General features: G+C 62.4%; 13 protein-coding genes and 4 tRNA genes. 3 read left to right on the forward strand and 14 right to left on the reverse strand.

What is annotated here, in order from left to right; translation table 11 throughout:
- Window positions 1–139: 139 nt before the first annotated feature.
- The 8 genes from lon to R3280_RS03675 form a co-directional block, all read right to left on the reverse strand.
- Window positions 140–2557, reverse strand: coding sequence for an endopeptidase La (lon, locus tag R3280_RS03640; protein ID WP_318997222.1), 2418 nt, complete (start codon window positions 2555–2557; stop codon window positions 140–142).
- 224 nt (window positions 2558–2781) lie between these two features.
- Window positions 2782–4065 carry an ATP-dependent Clp protease ATP-binding subunit ClpX gene (gene clpX / locus R3280_RS03645; RefSeq protein WP_318997223.1) on the reverse strand — a complete coding sequence of 428 codons (1284 nt, stop codon included), beginning with the start codon at window positions 4063–4065 and terminating at the stop codon, window positions 2782–2784.
- 86 nt (window positions 4066–4151) lie between these two features.
- Complete coding sequence (gene clpP, locus R3280_RS03650) at window positions 4152–4787, reverse strand: ATP-dependent Clp endopeptidase proteolytic subunit ClpP (protein ID WP_318997224.1); 636 nt, start codon at window positions 4785–4787, stop codon at window positions 4152–4154.
- A gap of 207 nt (window positions 4788–4994) precedes the next feature.
- Entirely contained in the window at window positions 4995–6299 is a 1305-nt protein-coding gene (gene tig / locus R3280_RS03655) for a trigger factor (RefSeq protein WP_318997225.1), read from the reverse strand.
- Window positions 6300–6509: 210 nt separating this feature from the next.
- A tRNA-Leu gene (locus R3280_RS03660) sits at window positions 6510–6594 on the reverse strand.
- A gap of 83 nt (window positions 6595–6677) precedes the next feature.
- Window positions 6678–6753, reverse strand: a tRNA-His gene (locus R3280_RS03665).
- Between the two features lie 131 nt (window positions 6754–6884).
- Window positions 6885–6961, reverse strand: a tRNA-Arg gene (locus tag R3280_RS03670).
- Between the two features lie 36 nt (window positions 6962–6997).
- Window positions 6998–7074: transfer RNA gene (locus tag R3280_RS03675), tRNA-Pro, on the reverse strand.
- 286 nt (window positions 7075–7360) lie between these two features.
- On the opposite strand from R3280_RS03675, the gene folD reads away from it, so the two are divergent.
- A complete protein-coding gene (gene folD / locus R3280_RS03680; protein WP_318997226.1) occupies window positions 7361–8218 on the forward strand; it encodes a bifunctional methylenetetrahydrofolate dehydrogenase/methenyltetrahydrofolate cyclohydrolase FolD in 858 nt (285 codons plus the stop codon).
- A gap of 62 nt (window positions 8219–8280) precedes the next feature.
- Here folD and R3280_RS03685 read toward each other — a convergent pair whose 3' ends face one another.
- The 6 genes from R3280_RS03685 to R3280_RS03710 form a co-directional block, all read right to left on the reverse strand.
- Window positions 8281–10464 (reverse strand): malate synthase G, encoded by a 2184-nt coding sequence (locus R3280_RS03685; RefSeq protein WP_318997227.1) that lies wholly within the window; start codon window positions 10462–10464, stop codon window positions 8281–8283.
- Window positions 10465–10632: 168 nt separating this feature from the next.
- Entirely contained in the window at window positions 10633–12015 is a 1383-nt protein-coding gene (gene cysS, locus R3280_RS03690; protein WP_318997228.1) for a cysteine--tRNA ligase, read from the reverse strand.
- Between the two features lie 20 nt (window positions 12016–12035).
- Window positions 12036–13712 (reverse strand): glutamine--tRNA ligase/YqeY domain fusion protein, encoded by a 1677-nt coding sequence (locus R3280_RS03695; protein ID WP_318997229.1) that lies wholly within the window; start codon window positions 13710–13712, stop codon window positions 12036–12038.
- Window positions 13713–13827: 115 nt separating this feature from the next.
- On the reverse strand, window positions 13828–14739 hold the full coding sequence (gene ligD, locus R3280_RS03700) for a non-homologous end-joining DNA ligase (RefSeq protein ID WP_318997230.1): 912 nt from the start codon (window positions 14737–14739) through the stop codon (window positions 13828–13830).
- A 27-nt stretch (window positions 14740–14766) separates the two neighbouring features.
- Window positions 14767–15774: a non-homologous end-joining DNA ligase gene (ligD, locus tag R3280_RS03705; protein WP_318997231.1), complete on the reverse strand. Its 1008-nt coding sequence runs from the start codon at window positions 15772–15774 to the stop codon at window positions 14767–14769.
- A complete protein-coding gene (locus R3280_RS03710; RefSeq protein ID WP_318997232.1) occupies window positions 15767–16369 on the reverse strand; it encodes a DNA polymerase ligase N-terminal domain-containing protein in 603 nt (200 codons plus the stop codon). Before R3280_RS03710 ends, ligD (R3280_RS03705) begins: the two co-directional genes overlap by 8 nt.
- A 141-nt stretch (window positions 16370–16510) precedes the next feature.
- Here R3280_RS03710 and R3280_RS03715 point away from each other — a divergent pair, with 141 nt between their 5' ends.
- Together R3280_RS03715 and R3280_RS03720 are read left to right on the forward strand one after the other, a co-directional pair.
- Window positions 16511–17020 (forward strand): peptidylprolyl isomerase, encoded by a 510-nt coding sequence (locus tag R3280_RS03715; RefSeq protein WP_318997233.1) that lies wholly within the window; start codon window positions 16511–16513, stop codon window positions 17018–17020.
- On the forward strand, window positions 17017–17748 hold the full coding sequence (locus R3280_RS03720; RefSeq protein WP_318997234.1) for a UDP-2,3-diacylglucosamine diphosphatase: 732 nt from the start codon (window positions 17017–17019) through the stop codon (window positions 17746–17748). The genes R3280_RS03715 and R3280_RS03720 overlap by 4 nt, the downstream gene beginning before the upstream one ends.
- Window positions 17749–17832 lie beyond the last annotated feature (84 nt).

A 17832-nucleotide genomic window follows, 5' to 3' on the forward strand; every position in this document is an offset into this window, starting at 1 on the left:
TCGGCTTTCTTATTCCTTGCGGCTATTTTCCGACGGGAACAACAGACGCCTACTGCGCGGGAGCCCTTGGTATTGGCTGCTTCACGGCGAAACAGTTATACCAATGGGCTCTCTCGCATGTCAACAAGACGCTCGGGGTTTAATGTGTATTTATACGCTCCGCACTGTCGCCTTCCTCGTCCCTCGGTTTGCCCGAGGCCGAATCGGTGGCGGCACCTTCTGCCAGCGGAGCCGGCGGATAGGCCAGGGCGATGTCCAGCACCTCGTCGATCCACTTGGCCGGACGGATCTCCAGGGACTGCTTGATGTTCTCCGGTATCTCCTTGAGATCCCGAACGTTTTCATCAGGAATCACCACGGTTTTGATGCCGCCACGATGGGCCGCGAGGAGCTTCTCCTTGAGGCCGCCAATGGGCAGCACCCGGCCACGGAGGGTGATCTCACCCGTCATGGCAACGTCGGCACGGACCGGGATGTTGGTCAGTGCGGACACCAGCGCGGTGCACATGCCGATACCGGCGCTGGGGCCGTCTTTCGGCGTGGCACCCTCGGGAACGTGGACGTGCAGGTCATGCTTCTCGTGGAAATCCTCCGGGATCCCCAGCCCCACGGCCCGGCTGCGGACCACGGTCAGGGCGGCCTGGATGGACTCCTGCATGACATCCCCCAGGGAGCCGGTCTTGACCACCCGGCCCTTGCCCTTGGTCAGCGCGCACTCGATGTGCAGCAGCTCGCCGCCCACCTGGGTCCAGGCCAGACCGGTGACCTGACCCACCTGGTTCTTCTCTTCCGCCAGGCCGTACTTGTACTTCTGCACGCCGGAGTAGTCCTCCAGCATGTCGGAGGTCAGCTGGATCGGGGTCTTCTCACCGCTCTCCACGTGCTCACGGACCACCTTGCGGCAGATCTTGGCAATCTCCCGCTCCAGGCCACGCACACCGGCCTCACGGGTGTAGTAGCGGATCAGGTCCCGCAGGGTCTGCTCCGGCAGCTCCAGCTCCGACTTGCGCAGGCCGTTGGCCTTGATCTGCTTGGGCAGCAGATACTTGAGTGCGATATTGACCTTCTCGTCCTCGGTGTAGCCGGGGATGCGGATGATCTCCATCCGGTCCAGCAGCGCCGATGGGATGTTCATGGAGTTGGAGGTACACACGAACATCACGTCGGAGAGGTCGTAGTCCACCTCCAGGTAATGGTCGTTGAAGGTGTGGTTCTGCTCCGGATCCAGTACTTCCAGCAGCGCTGACGCCGGGTCGCCGCGATGGTCCATGCCCATCTTGTCGATCTCGTCGAACAGGAACAGCGGGTTCTTCACCCCCACCTTGGACAGCTTCTGCAGCAGCTTGCCCGGCAGCGCGCCGATGTAGGTCTTGCGGTGACCGCGGATCTCTGCCTCGTCACGGACGCCACCCAGCGCCATGCGGGTGTACTTGCGGTTGGTGGCACGGGCGATGGACTGACCCAGGGAGGTCTTGCCGACGCCGGGCGGTCCCACCAGGCAGAGCACCGGGCCCTTGACCTTCTTGACCCGGCTCTGGACTGCCAGGTACTCCAGGATCCGCTTCTTGACCTCGTCCAGGCCGTAGTGATCCTCGTCCAGGATCTCGCGGGCTTTCTCGATGTCGTGACGGACCCGGCTGCGCTTCTTCCAGGGCACCGCCAGCATCCAGTCGATGTAGCCCCGCACCACCGTGGCTTCGGCGGACATGGGTGACATCATCTTGAGCTTGTTGAGCTCCACCTCAGTCTTCTTGCGGGCCTCTTCCGGCAGACCGGCTTCCTCGAGCTTCTGTTCCAGCTCCTCGAAGTCGTTGTTGCCCTCACCCATGGAGCCCATCTCTTTCTGGATGGCCTTCATCTGCTCGTTCAGGTAGTACTCGCGCTGGCTGCGCTCCATCTGCTTCTTGACCCGACCGCGGATGCGCTTCTCCACCTCGATCAGGTCGATCTCGCCATCCAGCTTGCCCAGCAGCAGGTCCACCCGCTTGCGGACGTCCAGCGCTTCCAGCAGTTCCTGCTTCTCGGGAATGCGCAGCTCCAGGTGCGCCGCCATGGTATCCGCCAGGCGCTCCAGTTCGTGGATGCCGGTCAGGGCGTTGGACACCTCCGACGGCACTTTCTTGGACATCTTGACGTACTTCTCGAACTCCTCGGTCAGGGTCTTGACCAGGACGTCCTCTTCCCGCTCCGGCAGGGAGTCCTCCTCCAGCACCACTGCACGGCCGGTAAGGAACTCACCCTCGGCGATGCTGTCGATCCGGGCCCGGGCATTACCCTCCACCAGCACCTTCACGGTGCCGTCAGGCAGCCGCAGCATCTGCAGGACGGTGGCCAGGGTGCCCACGCCAAATACGTCCTTGGGGCCCGGCTCATCGGTACCGGCATCACGTTGGGCAACCAGCAGGATCTCCTTGCTGCCCTCCATCGCGGCTTCCAGTGCCTGTATGGATTTTTCACGTCCGACAAACAGCGGTACCACCATGTGCGGGAAAACCACGACGTCCCGCAATGGGAGCATGGGGTAGTCAGTGACAGACACTTCGGAGGTCAGGGTCATATGGAATCCTCTAATGACAGTTCTTTCAGCTTAACACCCTTAATTGGGGCAGCGGGCGCGATTGCAATCGTATGGGCCGGCGGCATCCTGGCCAGTTCGGGGATCGACCCCTGAAGCACCGGAACTGGCCCTTGCGGCACTGCCCCACCCCTAACGCTGGCTGAAAAGCGGGTGAAAAAAAAGGGCGTTATCGCCCTTTTTTGTTGCTGGATGTTGTAGACCGGTCAGTCTTCCGGCACGGCCTTGGCGTGATCGCTGTTGGCGTAGATCTTGAAGGGCTCGGAATCTCCCTTGATCACGCTTTCGTCGATCACCACCTTGGACACGCCATGCTCCGACGGGATCTGGTACATGGTATCCAGCAGGGTCGCCTCCATGATGGAGCGCAGACCACGGGCACCGGTCTTGCGATCCATGGCCTTGCGGGCAACGGCCCGGAGCGCATCTTCCCGGAAGTCCAGTTCGACACCTTCCATGTCGAAAAGTTTCTGGTACTGCTTGGTCAGCGCGTTCTTGGGTTCGGTCAGGATCTGGATAAGCGCCGCCTCGTCCAGTTCGGTGAGTGTTGCCACCACCGGCAGACGACCGACAAACTCCGGGATCAGACCGTATTTCACCAGGTCCTCGGTTTCCACGTCCTTGATGATGTCGCCGGTGTTCTTGCGGTCGTCCTGGCTCACCACCGAGGCGGAGAAGCCGATGCTGCTGCGCTCGGAGCGGGCCTGAATCACCTTGTCCAGGCCGGCGAAGGCGCCGCCGCAGATAAACAGGATGTTGCCGGTGTCCACCTGCAGGAACTCCTGCTGGGGATGCTTGCGGCCACCCTGGGGCGGTACCGAGGCCACGGTGCCTTCGATCAGCTTCAGCAGGGCCTGCTGCACACCTTCACCGGACACATCCCGGGTGATGGAGGGGTTGTCCGACTTGCGGGAGATCTTGTCGATCTCGTCGATGTAGACAATGCCGCGCTGGGCCTTGTCCACGTCGTAGTCGCACTTCTGCAGCAGCTTCTGGATGATGTTCTCCACGTCCTCACCCACATAACCGGCTTCGGTCAGGGTGGTGGCGTCGGCGATGGTAAAGGGCACATTCAGCACCCGTGCCAGGGTTTCCGCCAGCAGGGTCTTGCCGCTACCGGTGGGACCGATCAGCAGGATGTTGCTCTTGCCCAGCTCCACATCGGCCTTGCCCTCGCCGTAGCGCAGGCGCTTGTAGTGGTTGTAGACCGCAACCGCGAGCACGACCTTGGCACGGTCCTGCCCGATCACATACTCATTGAGCGTGTCCCGGATTTCAGACGGTGTGGGCAGCCGGTCACGAGTATCTTCCTGGGCGCTCTCCTGGATTTCCTCCCGGATAATGTCGTTGCACAGGTCGACGCACTCGTCACAGATGAACACCGAAGGCCCTGCGATGAGCTTCCGGACTTCATGCTGGCTCTTGCCACAAAACGAGCAGTACAGCAACTTGCCGTTATCGTCGCTTCTGCCGTTTCTTTCAACTGCCATTGAAATACCTCTGTCTCTGAGTGCCGGCGCTGTACTGCACGCTACAAATAAATACGCCGCCAACGCGTGTTGCGATTAATTCAGTATTATTTATTCGATACGCGCTTATCAAGTACCGAGTCCACCAAACCGTACTGCTTGGCCTGGGTGGGATCCATGAAATAGTCGCGGTCGGTGTCACGGGCCACGGTCTCGAGGTCCTGTCCGGTGTGGTGGGCCAGAATCTCGTTCAGGGTGTTCCGGATCTTGAGGATCTCACGGGTGTGGATCTCGATATCGGAGGCCTGGCCCTGGTAGCCGCCCAGAGGCTGGTGGATCATCACCCGTGAATTGGGCAGGCAGGCACGCTTGCCCGCAGCACCGCCGGCCAGCAACAGGGCACCCATGCTGGCGGCCTGGCCGACACACAGGGTGGATACATCCGGCTTGATGAACTGCATGGTGTCATAGATGGACATGCCGGCAGTCACCGAGCCACCCGGGCTGTTGATGTACAGGTGGATGTCCTTGTCCGGGTTCTCGGACTCGAGAAACAGCAGCTGGGCCACGATCAGGTTGGCCATATGGTCCTCGACCTGGCCCACCATGAAAATGACGCGCTCTTTCAGAAGACGTGAATAAATGTCGAAAGAACGCTCACCGCGGGCGGTCTGCTCGATAACGATCGGCACCAGAGCGGAACTGGGTGCTGTCGCGGAACCATCAAACGGTTTCTGCATCATGATGCGCCTGATCTCCTAGTCGAAATGGGGTAGCGATACTCTGAATCCGGTAGTACCGAATCCGGTAGCCGTACTCTAGCAGTACTTTGCCAGTAAGCCACCAAGATGAAAACAGCCGGTCGTGCCGGCTGTCTTCTCCAGCGGATGAACCGGCCGGCGTGCGCTGGCAAGGCCGCCGACCGGGGAGCCCGGCCGGCGCCAAAACCCTTAGCGCTGCTGCTGGCCGGCCTGTACCGCCTCTTCGTACTTCATTTTCTTTTCCTTGACCTTGGCCTGGCTCAGGACAAAATCAACCACTTCGTCTTCCAGCACCGCGGACTCGATCTGGGCCTTCTGCTGCGGATTGCTGTTGAAGTGGGCAACAACCTCATCAGGCTGTTCATACGTAGAAGCAATTTCCTGGATCTTTTCGTCCACTTTTTCCGGCGAGGCTTTCAGGTCGTTCTGCTTCACCAGCTCCTGGAACAGCAGGCCGGTCTTGACCCGGCGCTTGGCCTGGTCGGTGAACAGCTCAGCCGGCAGCTGCTTGGGGTCCATCTGGCCACCGAAGCGCTGGACAGCGTCCTGGCGCAGACGGTCGATCTCCTGGTCGATCAGGGCCTGGGGGACCTCCAGCTCGGTGGTCTCCAGCAGCCCTTCCACCACGTCGTTCTTGACCTTGTTGGACACCGCCTGCTTGAGCTCGCGCTCCATGTTCTTCTTTACTTCCTCGCGGAAGCCGGCCTCATCGGCGGCCTCGATGCCGAACTTCTTGAAGAACTCCTCGTCCAGCTCCGGCAGTACCGGCTCCTGAACGTCGTTGACCTTGATCTCGAACTTGGCGGCCTTGCCGGCCAGCTCTTCGTTCTGGTAATCCTCCGGGAAGGTCACCTCGATCTCCAGCTCCTCGCCGGCCTTGGCACCGATGATGCCCTCCTCGAAACCGGGGATCATCTGGCCGGAGCCCAGTGTCAGCTTGTGGCCCTGGGCCTCACCGCCCTCGAAGGCCTCGCCGTCGACATAGCCCTTGAAGTCGATGTTGACCACGTCCTTCTTCTTGGACTTGCGCTTGACCGACTTCATGTCCGCCTGCTGGCGGCGAAGGTTGTCGATCATGGTGTCGATGTCCTTGTCCGCCACTTCGGCCTTGGGCTTCTCCACTTCGATCTTGCTGAGATCACCCACTTCGATCTCCGGCATCACTTCGAAAATGGCCACGAATTCCAGGTCCTTGCCGGCTTCCATGGTCTTGGGCTCGAACCGGGGCCAGCCCGCCGGAGCAATGTCTTTCTCTTCCAGCGCCTTGACGTAGCTGTCACGCATGACCTCGCCCACCACTTCCTGGCGGACACTGTCACCAAACCGGCGCCGGACCACGCTCAGCGGCACCTTACCCGGGCGGAAACCGTTCATCTTGACGGTGCGGGCGGTGTTCTGCAGACGCTTTTCGACCGCCTGGTCGATTTCCTGGGCGGGCACGCCAATGGTCATCCGACGCTCGATGTTGGACGTCGTTTCAACAGACACTTGCATGGAAGATCCTCAAATTGCCGGTTCAGTCGTGGAATGAATCGCGCTCCCGGGGCCGCAAAGACAATTGGCCGCGGGGGATGCCGCGAAAATTAAAAGCGATAGTTTATCACGGTTATCTGGTCGGAGAGAATCACCCAACCAATGTTACCGGGGGGGGGAACAGACAATTCCGGGAAGCACGGACAGAAATAAAGGAGACATAACAGGAAATGGTGCGAAAGGAGAGACTCGAACTCTCACGGGTTGCCCCACTGGAACCTAAATCCAGCGCGTCTACCAGTTCCGCCACTTTCGCACACGTCTTGCAGACCTGAGAGGGATGGTACGACAACTACCCGGGGGTTCAACAAGTGCGGACAACTACTGAAGCTGAAAAATTGGGGTGGACGAAGGGGTTCGAACCCTCGACCGCAGGAGTCACAATCCTGAGCTCTACCAACTGAGCTACGCCCACCACATCGTTGATCTGCACAGCACGCGGTGCGCGCCTGAAGCCAACATCACATTTTCAACCCACAGGCCTTGCGACCCGTGTAACCTTGCCTGGCGCTGGGGCTGAGGCTGGAACCTGACCGGCGGCCAGAGTGGCGCGCCCGGCAGGACTCGAACCTGCGACCCACGGCTTAGAAGGCCGTTGCTCTATCCAGCTGAGCTACGGGCGCATAACCTTTCGCCCACCTGACATTCCAGTTGCCGAATGGTCGGGGTAGAGAGATTCGAACTCCCGACATCCTGCTCCCAAAGCAGGCGCGCTACCAGACTGCGCTATACCCCGGACAACCTGAACAACAAGTGCCTCAGCAAAGTTGGCGCGAATGATACCGGCGGTATCACAACCCGTCAACACGGAATTGCCAAGGCGCCGCCATGGCGGGCCCTTGCCCGTGCCAACAGTCTAACACGGCGCGGCTGGCACATTGGCGAAAATCCGCTGACATGCGACAATGCCGGCCTTCACGTTTTCACGTCGGGGGCGCCCGGATCTTCACGGATGCGGGGCAGTCGCCGCATGCCCAGGTCCCAGGACAGCCACCAAGACCAGGATACCCATTTAGAAAGCCATGACCGCCAAACTGATCAACGGAAAAGAAATCGCCGCCCAGGTTCGCCAGCAGGTCGCCACCGGCGTCAAGGTCCGCCTTGAGCAGGGTCTGCGCCCGCCCGGACTGGCCGTGGTGCTGGTGGGGGAAGACCCCGCCTCCCAGGTTTATGTGCGCAACAAGCGCAACGCCTGCGAGCAGGCCGGCATCCTGTCCATGTCCTACGACCTGCCGGCGGATACCAGCCAGCAGACACTGGAAGCCCTGATTGACGAACTCAACGACAACCCGGCGGTGGACGGCATCCTGGTGCAGCTGCCCCTGCCCGCCCACCTGGACGCCGACCCCATCCTGGTGAAGATCCGCTCCGACAAGGACGTGGACGGCTTCCATCCCTACAACATCGGCCGCCTGGTGCAGCGCAAGCCGGAACTGCGGCCCTGTACACCGGCCGGCATCATCGCCCTGCTGGACAGCATCGACACGCCCTACACCGGTCAGCATGCGGTGATCGTGGGCGCGTCCAACATCGTCGGCCGGCCCATGTGCATGGAGCTGCTTTTGCGGGGCGCCACCACCACCGTGACCCACCGCTTCACCAATGACCTGGCCGGCTACGTCCGCGACGCCGACATCCTGATCGCGGCGGCCGGCAAGCCCGACCTGGTAAAAGGCGACTGGATCAAGCCCGGCGCCACCGTCATTGACGTCGGCATCAACCGGATGCCGGACGGCACCCTCAACGGCGACGTGGAGTTCGAGGCCGCCTGTGAGCGGGCAGCCTACATCACCCCGGTTCCCGGCGGTGTCGGCCCCATGACCATCGCCATGCTGCTGAAAAACACCCTCTACGCGGCCGACGAGCTCCACCCCGACTGAGCCCGGCCAAACGCCAGCCAAAAAAAACCCCGCCTCAGCGGGGTTTTTTGTACCTGACGGCCTTACTTCTGGCCGTACTTGGCTTTCGCCTTCAGGCGGTAGGCGTGCAGCAGCGGCTCGGTATAGCCGTTGGGCTGCTCGCGGCCCTTGAGCACCAGATCAACGGCGGCCTGGAAGGCAACGCTGTCGTCGTAGTTGGGCGCCATGTTGCGGTAGGCCGGGTCATTGGCGTTCTGACGATCCACCACTTCCGCCATGCGCTTGAGGGCTTCCATCACCTGCTCTTCGGTGTAGATGCCGTGGTACAGCCAGTTGCAGATGTGCTGCGAGGAGATCCGCAGGGTGGCGCGGTCTTCCATCAGGCCCACGTCATTGATGTCGGGTACCTTGGAGCAGCCCACACCCTGGTCGATCCAGCGCACCACGTAGCCGAGAATACCCTGGGCGTTGTTGTCCAGTTCTTTCCTGGCGACGTCCTCGGAGAGGGCCTTCGGGTCCTTCATCAGCGGCACGGTCAGGATGTCCTCCACCTTGGCGCGCTCGCGCTTGGCCAGCTCGGCCTGCACCTGCGCCACGTCCACCTGGTGGTAGTGCAATGCATGCAGGGTGGCGGCGGTGGGGGACGGTACCCAGGCGGTGTTGGCGCCGGCCTTGGGGTGACCGATCTTGGCGTCCATCATGTCCGCCATCTTGTCCGGCATGGGCCACATGCCCTTGCCAATCTGGGCCTTGCCCTTGAGGCCGCAGGCCAGGCCAATGTCCACGTTCCAGTTCTCGTAGGCCTGGATCCAGGTGGCCTTCTTCATGTCGGCCTTGGGCAGGACCGGGCCGGCCTCCATGGAGGTGTGGATCTCGTCACCGGTGCGGTCAAGGAAGCCGGTGTTGATGAACACGCAGCGGTCCTTGGCAGCCTTGATGCAGGCCTTGAGGTTGACGGTGGTGCGACGTTCCTCATCCATGATGCCCACTTTCAGGGTGAAGCGCGGCAGACCCAGCGCGTCCTCGACACGGCCAAAGAACTCATTGGTGAAGGCCACTTCTTCCGGACCGTGCATCTTGGGCTTGACGATGTAGACGCTGCCGGCGGTGCTGTTGCGCAGCGGCCCGTTGCCCTTGAGGTCATGGATCGCGATCAGGGAGGTGAACATGCCGTCCATCAGGCCTTCGGGCACTTCGTTGCCTTCCTTGTCCAGGATGGCGCCGTTGGTCATCAGGTGACCCACGTTACGGATGAACATCAGGCTGCGGCCCTTGAGCACCAGGTCGCTGCCGTCGGCGGCGGTGTAGCTGCGGTCGGCGTGCATTTTGCGGGTGATGGTCTCGCCGCCCTTCTCGAAGCTCTCCTTCAGGTCGCCCTTCATCAGGCCCAACCAGTTACGATAGGCCAGCGCCTTGTCGTTGGCGTCAACCGCAGCTACCGAGTCCTCACAGTCCATGATGGTGGTCAGGGCAGACTCCATCAGCACGTCCTTGACGTGGGCGCCGTCGCTCTTGCCAATGGGGTGGCTGGCGTCGATCTGGATCTCGAAGTGCATGCCGTTCTTCACCAGCAGGATGCCGGTGGGCTCATTCTGGGCGCCGGTGTAGCCGACGAAGCCGGCCGGGTCCTTCAGGCCGGTGCTGTCACCATTTTGCAGCTTGACCACCAGCTTGCCGTCGGCCACCGAGTATTTGGCGGCGTCCTTGTGGCTGCCCTGGGCCAGGGGTGCGGACGCGTCCAGCACCTTGCGGGCGTAGTCGATGACTTTGGCACCGCGGACCGGGTTGTAGCCGCGGCCTTTCTCGGCGCCGTCTTCCTCGGACAGCACGTCGGTGCCATAGAGGGCGTCGTACAGGCTGCCCCAGCGGGCGTTGGCAGCGTTCAGGGCAAAGCGGGCGTTCATCACCGGCACCACCAGCTGCGGGCCGGCCATGGTCGCCACTTCCGGGTCCACGTTGGCGGTGGTGACGCTGAAGTCCTCGGGCTCCTTCACCAGATAGCCGATGTCGGTCAGGAAGGACTTGTAGTCGTTCATGTTGATGGGCTGACCCTTGTGGTCACGGTACCACTGGTCCATCTTGGCCTGGATGTCGTCACGCTTGGCCAGCAGCTCCCGGTTACGGGGCGCCAGTTCGTGAACGATGGCGTCAAATTCGGACCAGAGCTTGTCGGCATCAATGCCGGTGCCCGGGATCGCCTCATTATTGATGAAGTCCAGCAGGACCTTTGCGACCTGTAGGCCGCCCACTTGAACGCGTTCTGTCATCGTTGTTGCCTCACTCGTTGCTGAATTCCCCCGACCAACCCCGGCAACAGTGAGCAACCGGGGCTGAGCCATCGCCCGACCGGGTCTCGCCGGCCAGACGCTTTTCTTTTTTAGGGCGCGTAGTTTACGCCATATTGTCCTTCAGATCATGCCTGACGGTCCGGGTGCTCAGACCCGCCGCCAGCTGGTGCCCTCCCGGGAGTCATCCAGGATCACACCTTTATCCGCCAGCTCGTCCCGGATCCGGTCCGCCTCGGCGAAATCCCGGTCTTTACGGGCCTGGTTGCGGGCCTGGATCATCTGCTCGATGGCGTCGGCACTCAGATCACCCTCACCGCCGGCCTTGAAGAAGGCCTCCGGATCCTGCTGCAGAACACCCAGCACTTTGCCCAGGCGCACCAGCACCGCGGCACTTTCGGCCGCGTCGTCATCGCGGCCGTCTCGGCGCTGCAGGTTGAGCTCCGAGGCCACCGCGTGCAGTACGGTCATGGCCTCCGGGGTGTTGAAGTCGTCGTCCATGGCGGTCTGGAAGCGCCGGTCGAACTCGGTCTCCGCCACCGCCTTGGCGGGCACCAGACCCCGGAGCGCCTGGTAAAGCCGGCTCAGGGTGCGGCCCGCCTCCGCCAGGTTGTCCTCGGAGTAGTCCACCTGGCTACGGTAATGGCTGGAGATCAGGAAATAGCGCACCACCTCGGGCGGGTACTTTTCCAGGATCTCGCGGATGGTAAAGAAGTTACCCAGCGACTTGGACATCTTCTCTTTATTGACCCGCACCGCGCCGGCATGCATCCAGGTGTTGACGAATCTCTGGCCGGTGGCCGCCTCGGACTGGGCGATCTCGTTCTCATGGTGCGGAAACAGCAGGTCCGGGCCGCCGCCATGGATGTCGAAAGTATTCCCCAGGCAGCAGGTGGACATGGCGGAACATTCGATGTGCCAGCCGGGCCGGCCGTCTCCCCAGGGGGAGGGCCAGCTCACCTCGCCGGGTTTGGCGGCTTTCCAGAGCACGAAATCCGCCGGGCTGCGCTTGGCCTCCTGGACATCCACCCGGGCGCCCGCGATCAGGTCCTCCAGCTTCTTCTTGCTGAGCTTGCCATAGCCGTCGAAGGCATCCACTTCAAAGTAGACGTCGCCATTATCCGCCGCGTAGGCGTAGCCGTTGCTCACCAGCACGTGAATCATGGCGATGATCTCGTCGATGAAGGCGGTGGCCCGGGGCTCCTCCGTGGGCGGCAGGATGCCCAGCCGGGCCTCGTCCTCGTGCATGGCGGCGATCATGCGCTCGGTCAGGGCTTGGAAGTCCTCGCCGTTGTCCTCGGCCCGGCGCAGGATCTTGTCGTCGATGTCGGTGATGTTGCGCACGTAGTGGACGTCGAAGCCGCTGTGACGCAGATATCGGGTGATCACGTCGAAGGCGGTCAGCACCCGGGCATGACCCAGGTGACAGTAGTCGTAAACCGTCATGCCGCAGACGTACATGCGGACCTTGCCCGGCTCAATCGGGGCAAGGTCTTCCTTGCGCTGGCTCAGCGTGTTGTAGATTCGGATCACGTCGGTGCTCGTCCGGTGGTTCAGGCGTTGGTTTTGGCCCAGGAATCCCTGAGCGTGACGGTGCGGTTGAAGGTGGGCCGGCCCGGCCGGGATACCTTGGGATCAAAGAAGAAGTAGCCTTCCCGCTCGAACTGGTAAGGCAGGTCCTGCCGCGGCGACAGCAGGCTCTTCTCCACCCGGGCACTGGTGATCCGCACCAGGGATTCCGGGTTCAGGTGATCGGTAAAGTCCCCTTCCCGATCGCTGTCCGGTGACTCGTGGTTGAACAGGCGGTCGTACTGATTGATGTCCACCTCGACACTCTCGCTGGCGGATACCCAGTGGATCACGCCATTGGGTTTGTAGCCTTCCGGATTCACACCCAGGGTGGCGGGGTCGTACTCGCAGCGCAGCTCGACGATCTCGCCGGCGTCATCCCGTACCACCTCGCGGCAGGTCATCACGTAGCCGCCCCGCAGACGCACGGCCTGACCCGGTGCCAGCCGCTTCCACTTGCGGGGCGGCTCCTCGGCAAAGTCCTCCCGGTCGATGAACAGGGTCCGGGTCCAGGGCACCTCCCGCTCACCCATGGCCGGGTCCTGCGGGTGCACCGGCAGGCTCAGGTTCTCCACCTGGCCTTCGGGGTAGTTGATCAGGGTCACCATCAATGGCCGCATCACGCACATGGCGCGGGGCGCCCGAGTATTGAGGTCCTCCCGGATGGCATGCTCCAGCATACCCACGTCGACGGTACCACCGGCCTTGTTGACGCCGATCATGTCGCAGAAATTGCGCAGGCTTTCGGGGGTGTAGCCACGCCGGCGCATACCGGAGATCGTGGGCATACGGGGGTCATCCCAACTGTCGCAATGGCCCTCGTCCACCAGGCGCTTGAGCTTGCGCTTGCTGGTGATGGTGTAGTTCAGGTTCAGCCGGGCGAACTCGATCTGCCGGGGCTGGCAGGGTGCGGAAATGTTCTCCAGAACCCAGTCGTAGAGCGGCCGGTGATCCTCGAACTCCAGGGTGCACAGGGAGTGAGTGATCCCCTCCAGGGCATCGGAAATCGGATGGGTGAAGTCGTACATCGGGTAGATGCACCATTTGTCGCCGGTCTGGTGATGCTCGGCATACCGGATGCGGTAGAGAATGGGGTCCCGCAGGTTGATGTTGGGGGACGCCATGTCGATCTTTGCCCGCAGCACCAGCTCGCCATTGGCGAACTTGCCGTCCCGCATGTCCCGGAACAGCTGCAGGTTCTCTGCGACCGGCCGGTCACGGTAGGGGCTGTTGCGCCCGGGCTCCTTCAGCGAGCCACGGTACTCCGCCATCTGCTCGGCGGTCAGCGCGCAGACATAGGCCTTGCCCTTCTCGATCAGTTCGACGGCAAAATCGTAGATGGCATCGAAGTAGTCCGAGGCGTAGCGCACTTCGCCGTTCCATTCGTAGCCCAGCCAGGCGACATCGGCCTTGATGGCGTCGATGTACTCCTGGTTCTCCTTTTCCGGATTGGTGTCGTCGAAGCGCAGGTTGCAAAGGCCGTCGAAGGTCTCGGCGATGCCGAAATTCAGGCAGATGGACTTGGCGTGACCCACGTGCAGGTAGCCGTTGGGCTCCGGCGGAAACCGGGTGACCACCGGGCCGGTATGGGTGCCGGCACGGATACTGTCTTCGATCAGGCTCTGGATGAAGTTGTGGGCTTTCTTCGACTCGGCGCTCATAGGGTCTCGAACTGAAAAGAATGGGTCTTAAACCCACTATTATACTCACAAAACCCGGCCGGACTCATGTCCGCAACGCAAAGTCGTCATTCCACGGCCTTACCCCGCCCTCAGCTCACAGGGATTTCCTGAGTGAGGCCAGCGAAACCCCGTGCCTGTGCATGCCCTGCCAGGCATCGCCGGCCTGCTCCAGGCGCTTGCGGGCGCCCTCGAGATTGTAGCCGTCTGGCCGCAGCCCGGAATCATCCAGCTCGTCCAGGGTCAGTGGCATGGCCACCGGAGCACCGGCCCTGGCCCGCACCGAATACGGGGTTATGGAGGTCTGGCCATAGGCGTTGCGCATGACGTCCAGGTAGATGCGCTTGCCGCGATCGCGTTTGCGGTGCTCGGTGGTAAGGCTGTCGGGATACCGGTCGGCCAGGGTGTCCGCCATGGTCTCGGCGACCTCACGGACGTCATCGAAGCCGGCGCCGCGGCGCAGGGGCAGAACCACGTGCAGGCCGCGGGAACCGGTGGTCATCACATAAGGCGTGGCATCCAGCTCCCGGATCAGCTCAACCACCTTGCGGGCGGCGTCCACCACCGGCCCGAAGGCATCGGTTGACGGGTCCAGGTCAAACACCATCAGGTCCGGATGGTCGAGGCGGTCGCGCCGGGCCAGCCAGCGGTGGAACTCGATGGCGGCCTGGTCTGCCAAATACACCAGCGACGCGAGATTGCCACACACCGGGTGCTCCACCTCTTCGTCCTTGTCGTCGTTATCGGACTCGGCGCGCGCCACGGTTACGGTTTCCAGCCAGTCGGGAAAATGATCAGACGCCCGCTGCTGGACGAAGCTGTCGCCGTCCAGGCCATCCGGGTAACGGCGCAGCGCCAGGGGCCGGTCTTCCAGGTAGGCCAGCATGGTGTCGGCCACGGCTTCGTAATAGTCCACCAACTGACCCTTGGTAATGCCGGCGTCCGGGAACAGGGTCTTGTCCTGCTTCGACAGCTCCACGGTATAGGGGCCGTACTGTCGTTTTGCCATGGTGCGTCCTCCGTATCGGTGGCAGGGCTATTGCGGTCGCTCGCGCCGGACCTGCGAGGCCGGTTTGTCCTCCCGCAAGCCCAGAAAACGGGGATGCCTCAGGCGACCATCGCGGGTCCACTCGGTGAAACCCACCTCGCAGACCAGCTCCGGGGTCACCCAGTGGGTCCGCTCGCCCTCCCCAGGCGCGCTGTCGTCGAACGGGCTGGTCTTGCGCACCCGCTTTTTCAGCTGTTTGTGCAGATCCTCCAGCATGGCCTGGTCGAAACCAGTGCCGACCCGACCGGCATAGCGCAGATCGCCGTCCTGGTAATAGCCCAGCAGGAGGGCGCCGAAACAGGTTCGCTCGCCCTCCGGATCGGTGTAGCCTCCGATCACCAGTTCCTGCCGGTTGACACACTTGAACTTCAGCCAGTGCCTGGATCGGGACGAACGGTAGGGACTGTCGGCCCGCTTGGCGATCAGGCCTTCCCAGCCTCTGTCACAGGCCTCCCGGTAATAGCTTTCGCCATCCTCGTTGCGGTGGCTGGTAAAGCGCAGCGGGTCATCGAACGCCAGTGCCTCCTTGAGCAGCTGCTTGCGGCTTGTCAGCGGCAACGCCCGCAGGTCCTGACCGTCGTAGTAGAGCAGGTCGAACAGGTACAGGGAGACATCGATGCCGGTGTCACGGGCTTCCTCGGGGTCCTTGATCCCCAGCCGGCCCTGGAGCCGGGAGAAACTGCTCAGCCCGTCCCTGAAAGCCACCACCTCGCCATCCAGCACCATATCGGTGGTCGCCTGGCCGGAAATCGCCTCCACCAGCTCCGGGTAGGTGTCATCGAGGCACTTGCGATTGCGGGAATACAACCGGGCCTTGCCGTCGTGGACGAAGGCCAGCAGCCTTTCCCCGTCCAGCTTGGGCTCGAAAATCCAGTCGGATGACGAGAACGGCTCGTCGGTGAGAGTGGCCTTCATGGCGTCCATCCAGTCCGGGAAGGACGTTTTCTCCAGACGCTTGCGGTCGCTCTCAGCCAGGCTCTTGCGCCAGTCAGTCATGGTCGCCGCCCTCCTCCGCGATCTCTTCCAGGGAACGCCCGGACTTGACCGAGTCAGGCTCGGTGGAGACGGGATTCCTGCGGGCGTCGGCACCGTCATCGTCCATCTTGATCAACAGCCACTGGGGGTTGTCGCCGCCCCGGGTGCGTTTCAGGGCGTAACCTCCCTGCAGCTTCTCCCCTTCCAGCCAGACTTCCACCAGGCCCTCCTCCAGCGAGGCCCCCATGTCCCGCGAATCGCGGCCCTTGTCCGCTCGCAGGTTGCGGTAACGGCCGGCGTCCCAGACCATGACGGTGCCGGCACCGTATTCGCCGGAAGGGATGCAGCCCTCGAAGTCAGCGTAGTCGAGCGGGTGATCCTCGGTCTGGATGGCCAGCCGTTTGTCCGCCGGGTCGGTGGAGGGCCCCTTGGGCACCGCCCAGGACACCAGGACACCTTCCACTTCCAGGCGGAAATCGTAGTGAAGGCTGGTGGCGTCGTGTTTCTGGATCACAAAGCGGCGGCCGCCCTTCGAGGAACCCGAGCTGCCACGGGGCTCGGAGGTGCGCCGGAAATCACGCTTGCTGCGGTATCGAGACAGCTTGTCCTCGGCCATAAGTCCTCCTTCCTGCGCCGCCCCCGCCTGCCAAACAGAAATCCGGATCCGGCTTATGCATGGTGGGTGACTCTCCAGTACAATAAGCGTAGCAATGTTTTCCACCACCCATAGCCACCAGTACAGGTACAGGAACCCTCAATGATTCTGCTGAAAACCAATTACGGTGATATCAAGATCGAACTGGATTACGAGAACACGCCGGAAACCGCGAAGAACTTCGAACGGTACGTGCGCGAAGGCTTTTACGACGGTCTGATCTTCCATCGTGTGATCAGCAATTTCATGATTCAGGGCGGCGGCTTCGAGCCGGGCATGAAGCCCCGCAAGACCCACGAGCCCATCAAGAACGAAGCGGACAAGGGTCTCAGCAACATGGCCGGCACCGTGGCCATGGCCCGCACCATGGACCCCCACTCGGCGACTGCCCAGTTCTTCATCAACGTGGAGAACAACGGTTTTCTGGATCACACCGCCAAGACCGCCGAGGGCTGGGGTTACTGTGCCTTCGGCAAGGTGGTGGAAGGCATGGACGTGGTCAACGACATCCGCTTCGTCAAGACCTCCCTGCAGCACGGCCACCAGGATGTGCCGGTTGAGGACGTGATCATCGAGAAGGCCGAAGTCATCGACGACGGGGACAAGGCTTGACCACGCTTTTCATCTCCGACCTGCACCTGGAGGAAGCCCGGCCGGACATTACCGACGCCTTCCTCCGGTTCCTGGACGAGCGGGCGAAAACCGCCGAGCGGCTGTACATACTCGGCGATTTCTTCGAGGCCTGGATCGGTGACGACGAATACACGCCCCTGCAGAACCAGGTGGCGGATGCCCTCAAGGCGGTTCGCGCCGGCGGTACCGAACTCTTCCTCATGCACGGCAACCGCGACTTCCTGATCGGCGAGGATTTCTGCGCCCGGGTCGGCGCCACCCTGCTGGACGACCCCACGGTTGTGGATCTTTACGGCACCGACACCCTGCTGATGCACGGCGACAGCCTCTGCACCGCCGACGTGGAGTACCAGAAATTCCGCGCCAGCATGCGCAACCGGGAATGGCAGCAGGCCTTCCTCAAGCGCCCGCTGGCCGAGCGCCAGCTGGTCGCCCGGCAGATCCGCGAGATCAGCATGGCCAGGAACAAGGGCAAGGAGGAGTTCATCATGGACGTCACTGCCGATGAGGTGGTGAAGGTGATGGAGGCCCACGGTGTCCAGCGTCTCATCCATGGCCACACCCACCGCCCCGCCGTTCATGAGCTCCAGGCCAATGGCCGGCCCGCGACCCGCATCGTGCTCGGGGACTGGGCCGAGAACATCTGGTGGCTGGAAGTGGCGGCCGGCCAGGAGCCACAGCTCAGGTCCGAGCCGCTGGCGGGCTGAACCTCTTCCCTGTGCTCTCTTTTCCTTACCCGGGGCGCTGTGATTTCGCCCCGGACTTGTCATCCAGGGCCACAGCCCTTTCGC

It is taken from the genome of Marinobacter sp., assembly GCF_033722195.1.
Classification (GTDB): Bacteria; Pseudomonadota; Gammaproteobacteria; order Pseudomonadales; family Oleiphilaceae; genus Marinobacter.